Here is a 17034-nt window from a genome sequence, read left to right as displayed (position 1 = left end):
TGCCAGATGGGGGTTCTGCTCCCTGATGATCTTTATGCCAATGAATGCTATGTTGGCTGGACGTTTTGCATAAGAGTGTCTGCAAGCCAATCATAAGATCAAGATGACAAATATGACAAAATTAGATCAGCTTAAAACAGCAAATAACTTATCTGAATTTTCAGAAATAATTGGATACAAGCCAAAAAATTTATCATACATCATATACAAGATACCTGATAACAAAAAATACTATACCTTTTCAATAGAAAAGAAAAACGGCACTGAAAGAATGATTAACGCGCCGTGCGAAAGATTGAAAGAAGTGCAACAAAGAACGGCTCAGTTATTAAATATATGCTATACAGAGATATATGCCGTCAAAAAATATAGAAACTCGCTATCTCATGGCTTTCGACCTCACGAAACAATAAACATCGGAGAAAAGGACGAAGAGAAAGTTGCCTTCGGGATAAAGAGCAATGCAAAAAAACATAAAAACAAAAGATTTGTTTTCAATATTGACCTTGAAAATTTCTTTCCCTCCATAAACTTCGGAAGGGTACGAGGATATTTTATGGCAAGCAATGACTTTAAATTAAACCCAAAAGTTGCAACCTTAATTGCACAAATTGCCTGCCATAACAACGAGCTTCCTCAAGGAAGCCCCTGCTCCCCAATAATATCAAATTTCATTGGCCATATACTGGATGTGAGATTATCTAGAGTTGCAAAAACAGCCAAATGCACATATTCACGATATGCGGACGACCTCACATTTTCAACAAGAGAAAAATGTTTTCCTGAGTTAATCGCGGTTAAAGACGAAAATAATTCGTGGACACCAAGCAAAGTTATAACAGATAAAATTAATACAACAGGATTCAAGATAAACAATAAAAAAACATCCATGCAGCTAAATGCTTACCGCCAATCAGTAACGGGATTAACGACAAACAAGAAAGTAAACGTAAAAAAAGAATATTACAAACAAGCCCGCTCAATGTGCCACAATATATTTACATCCGGTAAATTTTATATTGGAAAGGAGATGAAATCTGGCTCGTTGAAAACACCCGCACCAACAGCACTAGGAACAAAAGACCAACTTCGCGGAGTATTAAGCTTCATTTACGACATCAAATCAGATCACGACGAGAGAGATATAAAAGAAAAGTGGAAAAACCCCACTGCCATACACAACTTGTATCGTAATTTTTTGTACTTTGACAAATTCCATTCACTTGAAAGACCTCTTATATTATGCGAAGGAAAAACTGATAACATATACTTAAAGTGCGCGTTAAAAGCCCTACACAAAAAATACCCCTCATTAATAGAGAAAAAAGATATCTTTGAATTAAAAATAGACTTTTTCAATTACTCAAAAATGAACATGGATATAATGCAATTTTCTGGAGGGACCGGGGACTTGGCAGCATTAATCCACCATTACAACGACAGAACAAAAATATTCAAATGCTCCGGAAAAAAATTCCCCGTTATTATTCTTGTCGACAATGACTCAGGTGCAAAACCTGTATTTGAAAAAGCAAAAAACATAATAAAATCATCTATTGACGGCAAAGATGAATTCTATCACATAACTCAAAATCTTTACTTAATCTCCATCCCGAGACCGTCACCAAAGATCGAAATGATGATTGAAAATTTATTTGAATCTAAAATATTAAAAACAAAAATAGGCGGAAAAGAACTGGAATTGGACGAAAAAAAATTCAACAAAACGAACCACTATGGCAAAAATATATTTGCAGAAAAATTAATAATGCAAAAGAGAAAAGAAATAAATTTTGAACAATTTTCAATAATTTTAGATAGAATTTGTGCAGCAACACTTCACCACAAAAGCATCTAAAATACAGCAAATAAAAAATCAACCAGCAGCATCTACTGCCAACCGTAATGGCTTCAAAATTTAATGCCGCTTACGGCATGGCACTATGGCGATGAAGACTAAAACGCCACCCCGTCCGGGAGACCTGCCATGCCCACCTCTTACGATAGCGACCGCCTGAAAAAGGCGGATTCTGCCAATATTTTGCATCCTGCCAGCGTCGTTGCCGATGTTGCGGCCAAAGGCCCGCGCATTATTGCAAAGGGTAAGGGATGTTTCATTACCGATACCGATGGCAAACGCCAGCTTGATGGTGTCGGCGGGCTTTGGTGTATGAATATCGGTTATGGTCGCCCCGAAATTGGCGATGCCATGAAAAAAGCATCGGACCAGCTGGGCTATTTCCACACCTTTGCCGGGCATTCCAACCCCGCGCAAATCGAACTGGCCGAACGGCTGGTGGCGAAAATGCCCGACCATATCAACAAGGTATTTTTTGGCAGTTCCGGGTCGGATGCCAATGACAGCCTGATGAAAATCGTGTGGTATTATAATGGCCTGCGCGGCAAACCGGAAAAACGCAAAATCATTTCCCGCCGTCAGGCCTATCACGGCACCACCATTGCCTCGGCCAGCCTGACCGGCCTTGCATCCTTTCACCGCAATTTCGGCCTGCCATTGGCCGAGGTGAAACACACCTCCCTGCCCCATTATTACCGCGAAGCCAAACCGGGCGAAAGCGAGCTGGAATTTTCCTACCGTCTGGCGTGCGAGCTTGAAGACATGATCATCGCCGAAGGCCCGGAAACTGTGGGTGCCTTCATTGCCGAACCGGTTATGGGCGCTGGCGGTGTTATCACCCCGCCCGAAGGCTATTTTGCCGCAGTTCAAAATGTGCTGAAAAGGCACGATATCCTGTTTATATGCGACGAGGTTGTGTGTGGGTTTGGTCGCCTGGGTGACTGGTTCGGCCACCGGGTGTATGACATTCGCCCCGACATGGTCGCCACCGCCAAAGGCATCACCAGCGGTTATTTCCCGCTATCGGCGGCGTTCATCAGCGATGATATCTGGAATGTTTTGCGCGAGGGGTCGGCGACACTGGGCGCATTTGCCCATGGCTTTACCTATTCCGGCCATCCGGTTGGGGCGGCGGTCGCCATGGCCAACCTTGACATTCTGGAAAACGAAAACCTGATCGGCAATGCCGCCGATGTTGGCGCGTATCTGCATCAGTCCCTTGCCGACGCATTGGGCGACCATGCCCATATTGGCGAAATTCGCGGACGTGGCATGATTGGCGCGATCCAGTTGATGGCGGATCGCGAGACCAGAACCGGCTTTGACCTTAAACACAAAATTGCCGCCCGCTGCGTTGCTGCAATTGGCGAGCTTGGTGTCATCTATCGCCCGCTTCCCACCGCCGACAGCATTGCATTTTCCCCGCCCCTGTGCCTGACACGGAACGAAGCCGACCAGATGGTCGATGCGCTGTGCAAAGGGCTTGATCAGGTGACTGGCGGGCTTAGCCGCGAAGAACGCAAGGGCCTGGCTGCCTAAAGCATATTTCCTTTAATATGCTTTAGGTCAACAAAATACAGGTGCTGTTTACGACCACACTGCCCCGGTTTGCTTTTTGCAACCGGGGTTCTTTCGTTCGCTCTCATTCCCCGCTACAATGCGCGGGCAACACGAGATTGGGCACAATGATAAAAATAGACGCGATCAACCATAAAATCCTGCGCGCCTTGCAGGCCAATGCCAAACTAACCAATCTTGCCCTGTCAAAACTGATTGGTTTAAGCCCCAGCCCCTGCCTGGACCGGGTGAAAAAGCTGGAACGCGAAAAGGTGATCAAGCGCTATCGTGCCGTGATCAACATTGAGAAGCTGTGCCCGCATGTCCGCGTCTTTGCCGAAATCACGCTGGAAGGCAAAGGGGCGGATGATTACACCAAATTCGCCGATGCCATCCGCGACATTCCCGAAGTGGTCGCCGGATACCGCATTTCCGGCCCCTATGATTACATGCTGTGCCTGGTCTGCCGCGATGTGCAGCATTACCATTCGCTGTCCGAGGAGATGATTTACGGCAACCTTGGCATCACCAAATTCATTGGTCACGTTGCGCTTGCCCAGACCAAAGCGTTCAAGGGCTTTCCGGTTTAATTTCCTGCCCTGACAATCACCCACCGCATTCAAGCCCTTTAATTGCACAAATTAAAACTGGAATTCGCCACAGAGACAACAAATTTAGTGTGAATTGTCAAATGGCGCTTGCATCGGAACGCAATCCGTATTACCCGGTTTGTAGTGGTGAAATTAATTCAATAACACTTTAAAAATGTTATTTACCGTCAGGAAAGACAATGCAGCCTAATCTGACCCATCTCCGCCAGCTAGAGGCAGAGAGCATTCATATCATTCGCGAAGTGGCGGCATCCTTTGAGCGCCCGGTGATGTTATATTCCATCGGCAAGGATTCATCGGTTTTGCTGCATCTGGCGCGCAAGGCGTTTTACCCGGCCCCGCCGCCCTTTCCCTTGATGCATGTCGACACGACCTGGAAATTTCGCGAAATGATCGAATTTCGCGACAAGGTTGCCGCACAATATGGTTTCGAGCTGATTGTGCACATCAATGAAGACGGTGTGAAACAGGGCATTGGCCCGTTCACCCATGGCTCTGGCGTGCATACCGATGTTATGAAAACCCAGTCGCTTAAACAGGCGCTGAACAAATACAAATTTGATGCAGCCTTTGGTGGCGCGCGCCGCGACGAAGAAAAAGCCCGTGCCAAGGAACGCGTGTTTTCCTTCCGCACCGAAACCCACCGCTGGGACCCGAAAAACCAGCGCCCGGAATTGTGGGACATTTACAATGCGCGCATCAACAAGGGCGAAAGCATCCGCGCCTTTCCAATCTCGAACTGGACCGAGCTTGATATCTGGCAATATATCTATCTCGAACAAATTCCGATTGTGCCGCTGTATTACGCCGCCAAACGCCCGGTTGTTGAACGTGATGGCACCCTGATCATGGTCGATGACGACCGGATGCCGCTCAAAGACGGGGAAGTGCCGGAAATGCGCTCTGTCCGGTTCCGCACCCTTGGCTGTTACCCGCTGACCGGGGCGGTTGAATCCGAGGCGGCAACCCTGCCCGACATCATTCAGGAAATGCTGCTGACCCGCTCTAGCGAGCGTCAGGGGCGCATGATCGACCATGACGAAGCCGGGTCGATGGAAAAGAAAAAGCAGGAAGGCTATTTCTAATGGCACATAAATCCGATTTGATCGCGGGTGACATTCTTGGCTACCTCAAGGCTCAGGAAGAAAAAAGCCTGCTGCGTTTCATCACCTGCGGCAGCGTTGACGACGGCAAAAGCACCCTGATTGGCCGCCTGTTGTGGGATTCCAAACTGATCTTTGAAGACCAGTTGGCAGCGTTGGAAGTAGATTCCCGCAAGGTTGGCACCCAGAACGGCGAAATCGATTTTGCCTTGCTGCTTGACGGGCTTCAGGCCGAACGCGAACAGGGCATTACCATTGATGTCGCCTATCGCTTTTTTTCGACCGACAAGCGCAAATTCATCGTCGCCGACACCCCGGGCCACGAACAATATACCCGCAACATGGCCACCGGTGCCTCGACCGCCGATGTCGCCGTGATCCTGATTGATGCCCGCAAAGGCATATTGACCCAAACCCGCCGCCACAGCTTTATTACCTCCCTTCTGGGTATTCGCAATGTGGTGCTGGCCGTCAATAAAATGGATCTGGTCAATTATGACCAAGCCACCTTTGACCGTATTGTTGGCGAATATCAGGAATTTGCCCAACAACTGAATTATGCCTCGATCCAGGCGATCCCGATGTCGGCTCTGCGCGGCGATAACATCATTGACTCCAGCCCCAATACCCCGTGGTATGACGGCCCCAGCCTGCTGGGTCATCTTGAAACGGTGGAAGTTGAACAGGAAGCGATCGAAAAACCGTTCCGCCTGCCTGTTCAATGGGTTAACCGCCCCAACCTCGATTTTCGTGGTTTCTCGGGCACGGTATCGTCGGGTGTTGTCAAACCGGGTGATAAAATTGTCGTTTCGTCCTCGGGGCAGACCAGCACGGTCAGGGAAATCGTCACCTATGATGGCAATCTTGACCAAGCCATTGCCGGACAGGCAATTACCCTGACACTGCAAGACGAAATCGACATTTCGCGCGGCGATGTTTTGGCATCCAGCGAGGCCCGCACCGATTATGCCGATCAGTTTGAAGCCCGCATCATCTGGATGCACGAAGACGAAATGCTGCCCGGCCGCCCCTATCTGATCAAGATGGGCGGGCAGCTTTCCGGTGCGCAAATCAGCACCCTGAAATACAAGGTCAATGTTAATACGCTGGAACATGTGGCGGGTAAAACGCTGGAACTAAACGAAGTTGGCATTGCCAATATTGCGGCTGACCGTGCACTGGCGTTTGATCCCTATGATGATAACCGCCATACCGGGCGTTTCATCATCATTGATCGTTACACCAACGCAACCGTTGGCGCGGGGATGGTCAACCATTCCCTACGCCGGGCCACCAATATCAAGTGGCAGGAAATGGATGTTAGCAAACAGGTGCGTGCCACCCAGAAAGGCCAAAAATCGGCTGTTCTGTGGTTTACCGGCCTGTCGGGTGCGGGTAAATCCACCATCGCCAATCTGGTGGAAAAAAAGCTCAATGCGCTGGGTAAACATACCTATAGCCTCGATGGCGACAATGTACGCCATGGCCTGAACAAGGACCTTGGCTTTACCGACGCCGACCGGGTAGAAAACATCCGCCGGGTCGGCGAAACCGCCAAGCTGTTTGTCGATGCCGGGCTGATCACACTGGTATCGTTCATTTCACCGTTCAAAAGCGAACGGCAAATGGCACGCAGCCTGCTTGAAGATGGCGAGTTTATCGAGGTATTTATCAATACCCCGCTAGAAGTCTGTGAAGAACGCGATGTGAAAGGCCTTTATAAAAAAGCCCGCGACGGCAAAATCGCCAACTTCACCGGCATCGACAGCCCCTATGAAGCCCCGGAAAACCCGGAGATTACGGTCAACACGTCAGACCAAAGTGCCGAAGACGCCGCCGAAATGGTGGTCAACCAGCTTGAAGAATTTGGCATTTTGGCCGCGTGGTTCCCGGACATCTGACCAGAAAAAACGGCTGCCATATTTCGCTTTTATCACCACCCGGCACCTTGTTGCCGGGTGTTTTTTTATGTGTCGCCCAAACAGACGTTGCGCGCTACACGCACATTTATTGACGCATAGCGCGCAAACATGAGAAGATGGAAGAAATACGGAAAGGAGCAAGCCTTGGCAGATACATCTCAGAAAATGGTCAAACGCCTGAACACGACGCTGCCAGATCCATTAGCACTCTATGTTGGTGAAATGACCGGCAAAGGCTCGCTTTACGAAACCCCAAGCGAGTTTATTCGCGATCTGGTGCGCAGACATATGGAAAGAACGCTTGAACACGAAAGCAAGGATATTCGTGCGATGCTTGTGCAGTCTGTGCAAGAAAACGATTATTCTGACTGGACAGACACCGACTTGGCCGATGCGCGCAAGGCTGCTGTTGAATAGGTTCTCATGTCCAGGATCATCCGTAGCGCAGCCTTCAAACGCCAGCTCATTGAAATCACATCCGGATATCGCACACGCGCGGGTTCAAAAACAGCCCTGAAATTTGTTGATAAAGTCGATGTCGGTATTCGCTTTATTGTCGAAAACCCCTTGGCCTGCGCTGTTTACACCCGCCTTGAAAACAAAGAGTTCCGAAAATGGAGCCTTCAGGATTTTCCGACATCTATCTTCTTCCGCCTTGATAGCGATGGCACCATTATCCTCGAAGCCCTTTACGCCCAAAGAATGAATATCACGGCTCGCCTGCCGAAAGCCTGACAGAAACGCCATCCCTTATTGATAACCGGGGTTCATTCCACCGCTTGCTCTTTCGATTTTTTACCAATCTCAAGTGCGGTATCCAGCAAAGGCTGGCAGCGTGAAATATCAAAGCGCAGATTGCTTTGGCGGGCATTGGCAAAAATGGCGCGCAAGGCATCATCACCAACCGGGGCGGCCAGGGCGCCAAAGGCATTTTGTAAAAACGCATGATACTGTTCTGGCAGCGGAGCCAGATTGTTTTTGCGGTTAAACAGATACATTTCTGACAGCTTGAAATTCTGTTCCATGTTGCGATACAGAATTGTCTGGTAATTCGCGTGCATTTCGAGTTCGCCGTATCTGTTTACAAACAGGATCGGGAACATCACGGCAAGTTCGGGCAAATAGCGATTGGCATAAACCTGCCCGCCCCAGTATTTCTCTGCCAGCTTGCCATACATGTTATAGTCGCGAATGCCATAAAAACCGGACTTCGCCCACGGTAAAATCTCGATCTGCGGTTTGCTGGGGTTCACCGTATCATTGGCAACATCAACATACAGATTGCCAATCTGAAACGCGTTCTGGAAATAATTGTTGCGCAAATTTCCCCATACCCGTTTGGCAATGCCACCATTGGCACAAAAATCCCGCAGGGCCTTCATCGCCGGTGTGGTCGGGTTATGGATCTGATTTTGCAACAAATCGCGCACCCCCTTGGTAATCTCAAGGCAATAGCCCTTGGGGTAGGTTCGGCGCGGGTTATTGCGGACTTCAGCCGAATTTTTGTAACTGTTATCAAAGGCCGTGCGCAATTGCTGAAGATCAGCCCTCAACCCCTCTATATGCGGAGCCAGATATGTTTTTGACAATTTGTTCTGGCGAAAATTAATCTCCGCCGGTGTTTCCTCGTCAGCACGGGTTGCGATTTGCTCAAGGGTCAGTTCCTGCACGGCCATCAAGTCTGCCTTTGTTTCCAATTTGCGTTATCAACACCACCATACACAGCATCGCGCGAACGATCATGCTCAAAACATATCAACACACATTATCGCGCACGGCGGCACCTGCCTGCCCACGAAACAAAACCAGAAGTTTCCAAAGCCATCCAACGTCAACGGCCCGGCTTCCTGCCGTGACAAAAAAAATTCATTTATGCAAAATCCCGCCATTTCTCGCGTGAAATGGATCATAGGCAGGGGGGCACAGCGCCCCTTTCATCAGGTTTTTCATTGCGCCAAACGTTTCTAAACCCCATCTTATCATTAAGACTTTTAGACAGGGTCCGTAACCGGAAATTCAGGATCGCACGTAAAAAACATTCAAACATTGCTGTTTGCCCAAGCACGCAGTTTCACCGCCCCGGTCACCCTCCGGCATTGGTTCTGCCAACAGGTGATTTGCCCTGCAAAGGTCGCGATTTCAACCGGGGATTTACAAAAATCCTCAATTGCTTTCCCCGAACGATTAAACTGGAAAGATATATGCCTGTGACGACCAACGCCCCGGCCCCCGAAACACAGCCGCATCACGACGATATTATATATCCGTCACTGATCCCGTTTTCACTGGCGCATCTGGCGTGTTTTGCCGCCATCTGGACCGGCATCACGTGGCAAGCCGCCGTGCTGGGCCTTGTGTTATATGTGGTCCGCATGTTTGGCGTAACAGGCGGTTATCATCGTTATTTTTCCCATCGTGCTTTTGCCACCAGCCGTTTTTTCCAGTTTGTGCTGGCCGTGCTGGCGCAAAGCAGTGCGCAAAAAAGCGTGTTGTGGTGGGCGGCCAAACATCGCCATCATCACAAATATTCCGACACCGTGGACGATGTGCATTCACCGCGACACAAGGGCTTTGTCTATAGCCATGTCGGCTGGATTTTTGCCCGCAAACACGACACTGCAGACCTTTCGGTTGTCAGCGATTTAACCCGCTATCGTGAACTGATGTGGTTACATAAATTTGAAACCGCCCCGGCCATTCTGCTGGCAATTGCCTGCTTTTTCATTGCCGGTTGGTCCGGCCTTGTTGTCGGCTTTTTCTGGAGCACGGTTGCCTGCTATCACGGCACATTCGGCATTAATTCGCTGGCCCATGTCCGGGGCAGCACGCGCTATGTCACCGGTGATGATTCCCGCAATAACTGGCTGCTGGCGATTTTCACCCTGGGCGAAGGCTGGCACAATAATCATCACGCCTATCAAAGCAGCGCCCGGCAGGGGTTTCGCTGGTGGGAATATGATCCGACCTATTATGCCCTGTGCCTGCTGTCGTGGGTCGGGCTGGTGCGTGATTTAAAACAGCCGCCCCAACAAGTGCTGCGCAATGAACAGCGCCTTGGCACCAAGGTGATCAACCGTGCCGCCGAACAACTGGCCGCCCATTTTGATTCCGACCGTATCGCCAGGGCGATCTGCAATTCCCTGCATGGCCCGGAATTGCAGAACCTGCAACAGGCGTTGACCAATGCGCGGGATCGCACCAGCGACGCCCTGAACGGGCTTCATCTACCGCATCTTCCCAGCCGCGATGAATTTATGGCAACCGCCCGGCAAATGTTCGCCAAGACCAAATCGCTAGATGACATTATCGACCGTGCCTATGACTATTTCCTGGCATCTGTCGGCAACCGTCTGGCAGCAGTACCTGTCCCGGCCAAATAACATTTGCCTTGCGATCATCGAACAACGACACAATTTTTCACCCCCGGCACGATAGCGCGCCGGGGGTTTATTATTTGCAAGCGTCATCGCCCCACAAAACCGCAAGCCATGTTAAAGCGCATTTCGGGTCAAAAACATCTCCAGTCCATCCATCGCCCGATGGATAAGGTCTTCCGATACAGCGTAGCAGGCCCGGATATAGCCTGCCCCCTCTGGCCCGAAGGCCTCGCCCGGTGCCAGGCCAATGCCTTCGTCACGCAACAGGTTTTTGGCAAATGAAAGCGTATCAGACACACCATCAACCTTGAAAAACGCATAAAAGGCGGCTTCGGCCTCGGGCAGCATAATACGCGGCATGTTGGATAATCGTTCAACCAGCACCTTGCGCGAGCGGGCATAGCGATTGCGTGCAGACACCACAAAATCCTCGCCATCGCGCAGGGCAACAATGCCCGCTTGTTGAATAAACCCGGCCGGGCAGGACACATTAAATTCCATCAGTTTTTCAAGCTCGCCGGTAATGGCGGCAGGTGCCGTAATCCAGCCCAGCCGCCAGCCTGTCATCGCCCATGCCTTGGAAAAACTGTTAATAACCATGATACGGCGGTTCTCCGTCATAAACGGCACAAAGGACGGCGCACAATCCTGCCCGTTATAAACCAGGCGGGCATAAACCTCGTCGGCGATGATCCATATGCCATGTTTGTCGGCAAATTCTACCAACCGCACCTGGTCTTTGGCGGGCATCATCCAGCCGGTCGGGTTATTGGGCGTATTTAACAAAATGACCTTTGTTTTCGCGCCACACGCGGCAAACAATGCCTCAAGATCAAGCTGCCAGCCGCCATGTCCATGTCCCCCGGTGCCGTGCGCGCGCAAGGGCACCGTGCTAACATCGGCGCCCAACACACGGGGAATGGCAACAATATTGGGCCAGATCGGTGCCGTGGTCACCATATGGTCACCCGCCCCCAGCACCGCCTGCAATGTCACCATCATCGCGTTCAGACCCGATACCGTGACAATGACATTTTCCGGGACCAGCGCGGTTTGATAAAGCCGGTTCATATAGCCTGCCAATGCCTTGCGAAGCGGCGCGATCCCGGCATTGGGCTGATAAAATGTATCCCCGGCCGCCAGGGCATTAATGGCGGCCTGACGGATAAATTCCGGCGTTGGCTGGTCGGGTTCGCCAAACCACAAAGGCACAACATTTTCCCGCCCCATGCCCAAATGGGCAACTTCACGAATTTGTGACGGCACTATATCGCGCACCACCTGACGAATGCCTTGATGGACGAAAGGGCTGCGGGCCGCAAAATCATTGGCGCTCATAATAAAGGGGCTCCTGTCATCAAAACAATCTGATGCACAATTTCAGCGCGAAAAGGGGCATCGGGTCAACACGCATTTAAGTAAATATCCCAAATCGCTCACTTTCATTCCGGAAGGGTCAAATCCAAAATCCTCTGCGGCCAAACAGCCATGCCTTTTGCACATAGGTTCTTTGCTGCCCCTATGATTGACATTTTAAATGCAGTAAAAGGATAATCTACCACACCATTTTCAGTGGACAACCACCCACCCCTCCAAGATCGGACCTGTTTCCATGCGTGATACGCCTGCTTCTGCGAAGAATTCATCGGGCTGGACCCTGTTTTTGCCCAAACTGGTAACCGTTTTCCGCGAAGGATACGGCTTGGCAGATTTGCGCCAGGATGCAATCTCGGGGTTAACGGTGGCGGTGGTTGCCCTGCCCTTGTCGATGGCGCTGGCCATTGCCAGTGGTGCCAGCCCGGATAAAGGCCTGATCACGGCCATTATCGCCGGTTTCGTCATTTCGGCATTTGGCGGCAGCCGGTTTCAAATTGGCGGGCCGACCGGGGCGTTTGTGGTTGTGGTGTTCAATGTCATTGCCCAATACGGCTATGACGGGTTGATCATTGCCACTTTGATGGCCGGGATCATGCTGATCATTGCCGGACTGGCGCGGTTTGGCACCTGGATCAAATATATCCCCGAACCGGTGGTTACCGGGTTTACATCCGGCATTGCCGTGATCATTTTTACCAGCCAGATCAAAGATCTGTTCGGGCTGAAAATGGCCGAAATGCCGGCCGAGTTTATTGCCAAAATCGAGGCCATGTGGCAGGCACGCGATACCCTGGACCCTGTTAACCTGGCAATTGCCGTGGGCGCGCTGGCCGTGATCATCCTTGCCCGGCGCACCGCCCCGAAATTACCCAGCTTTTTAATCGCGGTCACCATCGCGTCACTCATTGTGGCCGCAGGCAACCTGCCGGTTGATACCATTGGCTCGCGTTTTGGCGGTATTTCGGCCAATATCGGCCTGCCGCACCTGCCAACGATCACAATGGCCCGCATCATGGAACTGATGCCCAGCGCCTTTACCATTGCCTTTCTCGCCGGGATCGAAAGCCTGCTTTCCGCCATGGTCGCCGATGGCATGACCGGGCGGCGTCACCGCTCGAACTGCGAACTGGTGGCACAGGGTTTGGGCAACCTGGTGTCGGGTGTATTTGGTGGACTGCCCGCCACAGGGGCCATTGCGCGCACAGCAACCAACATTCGTTCCGGGGCAAAATCACCCGTTTCAGGCATGTTGCACGCCGTATTTTTGCTGATTTTCATGCTGGTTCTGGCCCCGCTGGCCAATTACATTCCGCTGGCCGCCCTGGCCGCGGTGTTAATGGTTGTCGCCTGGAATATGAGCGAGATAGACCGTTTCGCCCGCTTGCTGCGCGGCCCGATTGGCGACCGGCTGGTGTTAATCGTTACCTTCGGGCTTACCGTCATGGTCGATTTGACTGTGGCCATTCAGGCCGGGGTGGTGCTGGCTGCCATCCTGTTCATGCACCGCATGTCTGAAAGCGTGATCATTTCGCAAACCTCGGCCAGCGATGCCGTGGGCGATGATGTTTCCTCCTCCGCATCCTCGCGGGTGTTAATCCGCCAGGATCAGCCTGATGCAACGTCCGACCGGCCCATTACGCGGGAAGGTATCCCCGACAATCTTGAAATTTACCGCTTGTCCGGCCCGCTGTTTTTTGGCGTTGCCAACCGCTTGACCGACGTGATTGACAGTGTGGCAGGGTACCCGCGCGACTTTATTTTATGTATGGATGATGTCCCCATGATCGATGCCAGTGGCGCATCGCGCATTGAACATTTCGTCTCGACCTGCAATCGCCACGGCACCCGGCTGTTTTTATGCGGCTTGCGCCCACAACCCCAAAAGGTTCTGGCTGGCATGGGCATCCTTGATCGAACCGGCCTGCATGTCGAAGCCGATATCGCTGCTGCATTGCAAAAAATTACACAGCCTTCTGCCGCCTAGGCGATTGGCAAAACCTGTATATCAGCCAAAAGACACAGCCCCGGACAGAAAAATCTGCTCCGGGGTTTTTGCTGTTTTTTACCCGTGAAATGACACGCAACACCTCGCAAACACCCCGCCACCTGCCGGTTTGAAGGACCTTCACAGGTGCATCGCCTGATATCGAATTTGCGACAAACAACGTCAAGAACCGGAATAAAACTTTGCGATCACATATTTTTTTGGAAACCTGTTTCAAATTACGACGTTTCAATTAACATGGCAGAACATTCAGACATTCCACCGTGGCCGCAAGAGCCCTTCATTCATTCCTGACTGACCGGACAGACAAGAATTAGTGCAAGATGGCTGGAAGTTTGTACAATCAATAATTGTGAAATCAGGGAACTTTTATGTCAGAAGTGGTGATCTCGGCCCGCTCGGTCAGCAAGCGATTTGGCAGTGGCACGCATGCTGTCCATGCATTAGACGATGTTTCGGTTGATATTTTCCAAAACGAATTTTTCACCATGCTCGGCCCGTCTGGCTGCGGTAAAACCACTTTGCTGCGCCTTATTGGCGGGTTTGAACAAACAACAACCGGCGAAATTGCGCTGGAAGGCCAGGTTTTAAACGACCTGCCACCGTTCAAACGGCCGATTAATACGGTTTTTCAATCTTATGCCCTGTTTCCGCATTTAACCGTGCGCCAGAACATTACCTTTGGCCTGGAAATGCAAAATATCTCGCGCCAGAATGCCGCCAAACGCGCCGATGAAATGCTGGAGCTGGTGCGCCTGTCGCAATTTGGCGACCGCCAGCCCAGCCAGCTTTCAGGCGGGCAACAACAACGTGTTGCCCTGGCCCGCGCCCTGGCCCCTGCCCCAAAGGTTTTACTGCTTGATGAACCGTTATCAGCCCTTGATTTGAAATTGCGCAAGGAAATGCAGATCGAACTAAAACGTCTGCAAACCGAAACCGGCATTACCTTTGTGTTTGTCACCCATGACCAGGAAGAAGCCCTGACCATGTCAGACCGCATTGCGGTGATGCAATCGGGTAAAATCTTGCAAATTGGCACCCCGCGCGACATTTACGAAACCCCGACCCACCGCTTTGTTGCCGACTTCATTGGCGACAGCAACTTTTTGCATGGCGACATCAAACAAAATGGCGGCCATGCTGTACTTGCACTCCCGGGCGGGCAACATGTCAGCCTTGCTGATGTGGATACGGGCGCACGCCTGTCAAAAACGGCCACCATCGCCATCAGGCCCGAACGTTTGATGGTGCACCCCGTCGGGGTTGCCGAAACCACCTACACCACCTTGCGCGGCAAAATCGCCGATGTGGTCTATTTTGGGACCGACACCACCTATCACATCGCCATCGACGATCAGACCGCACTTTTGGCCCGGGTGCAAAACCGCGATGGCAGCACAATACCCTTTGCCCAAGGCAACGATGTTAACATTACCCTGCCATCGGGTGCCATTCGCGTGCTGGTGGATTAACTCATGGAAATATTCACACGTCACAAACGTTTTTGGCTGATCGCCCCTGCCGTTGTTTATATCGGCTTTTTCATGGGCCTGCCGCTGGTGCAAATGGCCTATGTTTCAATTCTGGAACGCGGGGTCAATGGCGGGGTTGAATGGGGGAACTTCTCGTTTGAATCCTATATCTCGTTCATTTTTGAACGCGATCTGATGGATAATTTGATGGTCAATACCGACTATCTGCAAATTTTCCTTCGCTCGTTCGAACTATCTGCCATTACCACGGTTCTGGCCCTGATCCTTGGGTTCCCCACCGCGTTTTACATTGCCATGCAGCCGCAAGGCCGGCGCAACATGTTTATCTTTCTGGTCACCATTCCGTTCTGGACCAACATTTTGGTGCGCAACTATGCCTGGATGCTGTTATTGCGCAATGGCGGGCTGATTGACAATTTACTGGCCTATTTTGGCATCGATACCGGCGGGCTGGATATTCTCTATACCCCCTATGCCGTCTCCATCGGGCTGACTTACACCTATTTGCCCTTCATGGTGCTACCGATTTATGCCAGCCTTGAAAAACTGGATCATCGCCTGATCGAGGCGGCCTTTGACCTGGGTGCGAACAAGCGCAAGGCCATGACACGCATCATTCTGCCCCTGGCAGCCCCTGGCATTGTTGCCGGTGCCATCCTTGTTTTCATTCCCAGCCTGGGGGCATTTGTTACGCCCGAATTGTTAGGCGGCGGTAAATTCATGATGATCGCCAATCTGATCGGCAGCCAGTTTGGGGCGGCACGCAACTGGCCGTTTGGCTCCGCCCTTGGTTTCGTGTTGCTGGCGATGGTGTTGCTAGCGATGATGGTCTATTCACTGAAATTCAAAAAAACGGCGAAGGACGCATCATGAAAGTCGATCGCGCCAATCCGCTCTGGCGGTTTCACGGCATTACGCCCATGGCGATTTTCTTTTTCGCCTATCTGTATTTGCCAATTATTGTGTTGCTGGTGCTGTCCTTTAATGAAAACCGCCTCGCCACCATCTGGACCGGGTTTTCAACCAAATGGTACAGCGTTGTTCTGGGCAATGACGACATTCTGCGCGCGGCAAAAAACTCGCTGGTCATTGGGTTATCGGCAACCGTTCTTGCCACTTTTGCCGCCACCCTTGCGGCCATGGGCATGGCACGCGGGCGGTTTCGCGGCGAAGGCGGGGTTGCCGCCATGCTGACCCTGCCGCTGCTGGTACCCGAAATTGTTACCGCCATCGCAACCTTGCTGTTTTTCATCGTCATTGGTGTCAAGCTGGGGCTGATCAGCATCATTGTCGCCCATACAGTATTTTGCATTCCCTTTGCCTATCTGCCCATTCGCGCCCGGCTTGAGGGCATGGACCCCGCCTTGATCGAGGCGGCAAACGACCTGTATGCCAACGAATGGCAGGCCTTTAAGCGCATCACATTCCCGCTATTATGGCCGGGTATTTTATCTGGCGCGATGTTGTCTTTCATCATCTCGCTCGACGATTTTGTGATTTCGTATTTTGTTGGCGGGGCCGGGTCCACCACCTTGCCAATTTACATTTTCGGCATGATCCGCATTGGCATCACGCCCGAGGTCAATGCCGTTTCGGCCCTGATGCTGATCATATCGATCCTCTTTGTCAGCATCTCGTTTTTGATCGACCGGATACGCTATTAGGCGTTGATGCCGGTTGTTTAACCCGATGAAAACGCATGCGGTTTGGGGACGGGCCGTACGCCACAAC

The 17034-nt window shown here is 51.2% G+C and carries 14 protein-coding genes; 12 read left to right on the top strand and 2 right to left on the bottom strand.

What is annotated here, in order from left to right:
• Positions 1-112: 112 nt before the first annotated feature.
• The 7 genes from AAC086_RS10465 to AAC086_RS10435 all read left to right on the top strand — a co-directional run bounded on the left by AAC086_RS10465 (position 113) and on the right by AAC086_RS10435 (position 7786).
• Positions 113-1858 carry a retron Ec67 family RNA-directed DNA polymerase/endonuclease gene (locus tag AAC086_RS10465; RefSeq protein WP_339778525.1) on the top strand — a complete coding sequence of 582 codons (1746 nt, stop codon included), beginning with the start codon at positions 113-115 and terminating at the stop codon, positions 1856-1858.
• A gap of 129 nt (positions 1859-1987) precedes the next feature.
• On the top strand, positions 1988-3397 hold the full coding sequence (locus AAC086_RS10460) for an aminotransferase (RefSeq protein WP_339778523.1): 1410 nt from the start codon (positions 1988-1990) through the stop codon (positions 3395-3397).
• Between the two features lie 146 nt (positions 3398-3543).
• Positions 3544-4005 carry an Lrp/AsnC family transcriptional regulator gene (locus tag AAC086_RS10455; protein WP_339778522.1) on the top strand — a complete coding sequence of 154 codons (462 nt, stop codon included), beginning with the start codon at positions 3544-3546 and terminating at the stop codon, positions 4003-4005.
• A 200-nt stretch (positions 4006-4205) separates the two neighbouring features.
• Entirely contained in the window at positions 4206-5111 is a 906-nt protein-coding gene (gene cysD, locus AAC086_RS10450) for a sulfate adenylyltransferase subunit CysD (RefSeq protein WP_339778520.1), read from the top strand.
• Complete coding sequence (cysN, locus tag AAC086_RS10445; protein WP_339778519.1) at positions 5111-7030, top strand: sulfate adenylyltransferase subunit CysN; 1920 nt, start codon at positions 5111-5113, stop codon at positions 7028-7030. Before cysD ends, cysN begins: the two co-directional genes overlap by 1 nt.
• Before the next feature lie 165 nt (positions 7031-7195).
• A complete protein-coding gene (locus AAC086_RS10440) occupies positions 7196-7468 on the top strand; it encodes a hypothetical protein (RefSeq protein ID WP_339778518.1) in 273 nt (90 codons plus the stop codon).
• A gap of 6 nt (positions 7469-7474) precedes the next feature.
• A complete protein-coding gene (locus AAC086_RS10435; RefSeq protein WP_339778517.1) occupies positions 7475-7786 on the top strand; it encodes a type II toxin-antitoxin system RelE/ParE family toxin in 312 nt (103 codons plus the stop codon).
• A gap of 32 nt (positions 7787-7818) precedes the next feature.
• On the opposite strand, the gene AAC086_RS10430 is transcribed toward AAC086_RS10435, so the two are convergent.
• Positions 7819-8727: a hypothetical protein gene (locus tag AAC086_RS10430; protein WP_339778516.1), complete on the bottom strand. Its 909-nt coding sequence runs from the start codon at positions 8725-8727 to the stop codon at positions 7819-7821.
• 525 nt (positions 8728-9252) lie between these two features.
• Here AAC086_RS10430 and AAC086_RS10425 point away from each other — a divergent pair.
• Positions 9253-10431, top strand: a complete 1179-nt coding sequence (locus tag AAC086_RS10425) for an acyl-CoA desaturase (RefSeq protein WP_339778515.1) — start codon at positions 9253-9255, stop codon at positions 10429-10431.
• Between the two features lie 111 nt (positions 10432-10542).
• Here AAC086_RS10425 and AAC086_RS10420 read toward each other — a convergent pair whose 3' ends face one another.
• Positions 10543-11766 (bottom strand): pyridoxal phosphate-dependent aminotransferase, encoded by a 1224-nt coding sequence (locus AAC086_RS10420; RefSeq protein WP_339778513.1) that lies wholly within the window; start codon positions 11764-11766, stop codon positions 10543-10545.
• Positions 11767-12040: 274 nt separating this feature from the next.
• Between AAC086_RS10420 and AAC086_RS10415 the strand changes: the two genes are divergently transcribed.
• The 4 genes from AAC086_RS10415 (at position 12041) to AAC086_RS10400 (ending at position 16967) form a co-directional block, all read left to right on the top strand.
• Positions 12041-13789 (top strand): SulP family inorganic anion transporter, encoded by a 1749-nt coding sequence (locus AAC086_RS10415; protein WP_339778511.1) that lies wholly within the window; start codon positions 12041-12043, stop codon positions 13787-13789.
• Positions 13790-14181: 392 nt separating this feature from the next.
• Positions 14182-15282 (top strand): ABC transporter ATP-binding protein, encoded by a 1101-nt coding sequence (locus AAC086_RS10410; RefSeq protein ID WP_339778510.1) that lies wholly within the window; start codon positions 14182-14184, stop codon positions 15280-15282.
• 3 nt (positions 15283-15285) lie between these two features.
• Entirely contained in the window at positions 15286-16176 is an 891-nt protein-coding gene (locus AAC086_RS10405; protein ID WP_339778508.1) for an ABC transporter permease, read from the top strand.
• Entirely contained in the window at positions 16173-16967 is a 795-nt protein-coding gene (locus tag AAC086_RS10400; protein WP_339778506.1) for an ABC transporter permease, read from the top strand. The genes AAC086_RS10405 and AAC086_RS10400 overlap by 4 nt, the downstream gene beginning before the upstream one ends.
• The last annotated feature ends 67 nt before the right edge of the window (positions 16968-17034 follow it).

This window comes from uncultured Thalassospira sp., from assembly GCF_963976115.1.
Lineage (GTDB): Bacteria > Pseudomonadota > Alphaproteobacteria > Rhodospirillales > Thalassospiraceae > Thalassospira.
The sequence above is the reverse complement of the archived record's forward strand: the minus strand, read 5'-3'. Positions and strand labels throughout refer to the sequence as shown.

Bases quoted from the DNA above. Each gene is read 5' to 3' on its own strand.
- AAC086_RS10465 (WP_339778525.1), top strand. From the start codon at position 113: ATGACAAAATTAGATCAGCTTAAAACAGCAAATAACTTATCTGAATTT.
- AAC086_RS10460 (WP_339778523.1), top strand. From the start codon at position 1,988: ATGCCCACCTCTTACGATAGCGACCGCCTGAAAAAGGCGGATTCTGCC.
- AAC086_RS10455 (WP_339778522.1), top strand. From the start codon at position 3,544: ATGATAAAAATAGACGCGATCAACCATAAAATCCTGCGCGCCTTGCAG.
- cysD (WP_339778520.1), top strand. From the start codon at position 4,206: ATGCAGCCTAATCTGACCCATCTCCGCCAGCTAGAGGCAGAGAGCATT.
- cysN (WP_339778519.1), top strand. From the start codon at position 5,111: ATGGCACATAAATCCGATTTGATCGCGGGTGACATTCTTGGCTACCTC.
- AAC086_RS10435 (WP_339778517.1), top strand. From the start codon at position 7,475: ATGTCCAGGATCATCCGTAGCGCAGCCTTCAAACGCCAGCTCATTGAA.
- AAC086_RS10430 (WP_339778516.1), bottom strand. From the start codon at position 8,727: ATGGCCGTGCAGGAACTGACCCTTGAGCAAATCGCAACCCGTGCTGAC.
- AAC086_RS10425 (WP_339778515.1), top strand. From the start codon at position 9,253: ATGCCTGTGACGACCAACGCCCCGGCCCCCGAAACACAGCCGCATCAC.
- AAC086_RS10420 (WP_339778513.1), bottom strand. From the start codon at position 11,766: ATGAGCGCCAATGATTTTGCGGCCCGCAGCCCTTTCGTCCATCAAGGC.
- AAC086_RS10415 (WP_339778511.1), top strand. From the start codon at position 12,041: ATGCGTGATACGCCTGCTTCTGCGAAGAATTCATCGGGCTGGACCCTG.
- AAC086_RS10410 (WP_339778510.1), top strand. From the start codon at position 14,182: ATGTCAGAAGTGGTGATCTCGGCCCGCTCGGTCAGCAAGCGATTTGGC.
- AAC086_RS10405 (WP_339778508.1), top strand. From the start codon at position 15,286: ATGGAAATATTCACACGTCACAAACGTTTTTGGCTGATCGCCCCTGCC.
- AAC086_RS10400 (WP_339778506.1), top strand. From the start codon at position 16,173: ATGAAAGTCGATCGCGCCAATCCGCTCTGGCGGTTTCACGGCATTACG.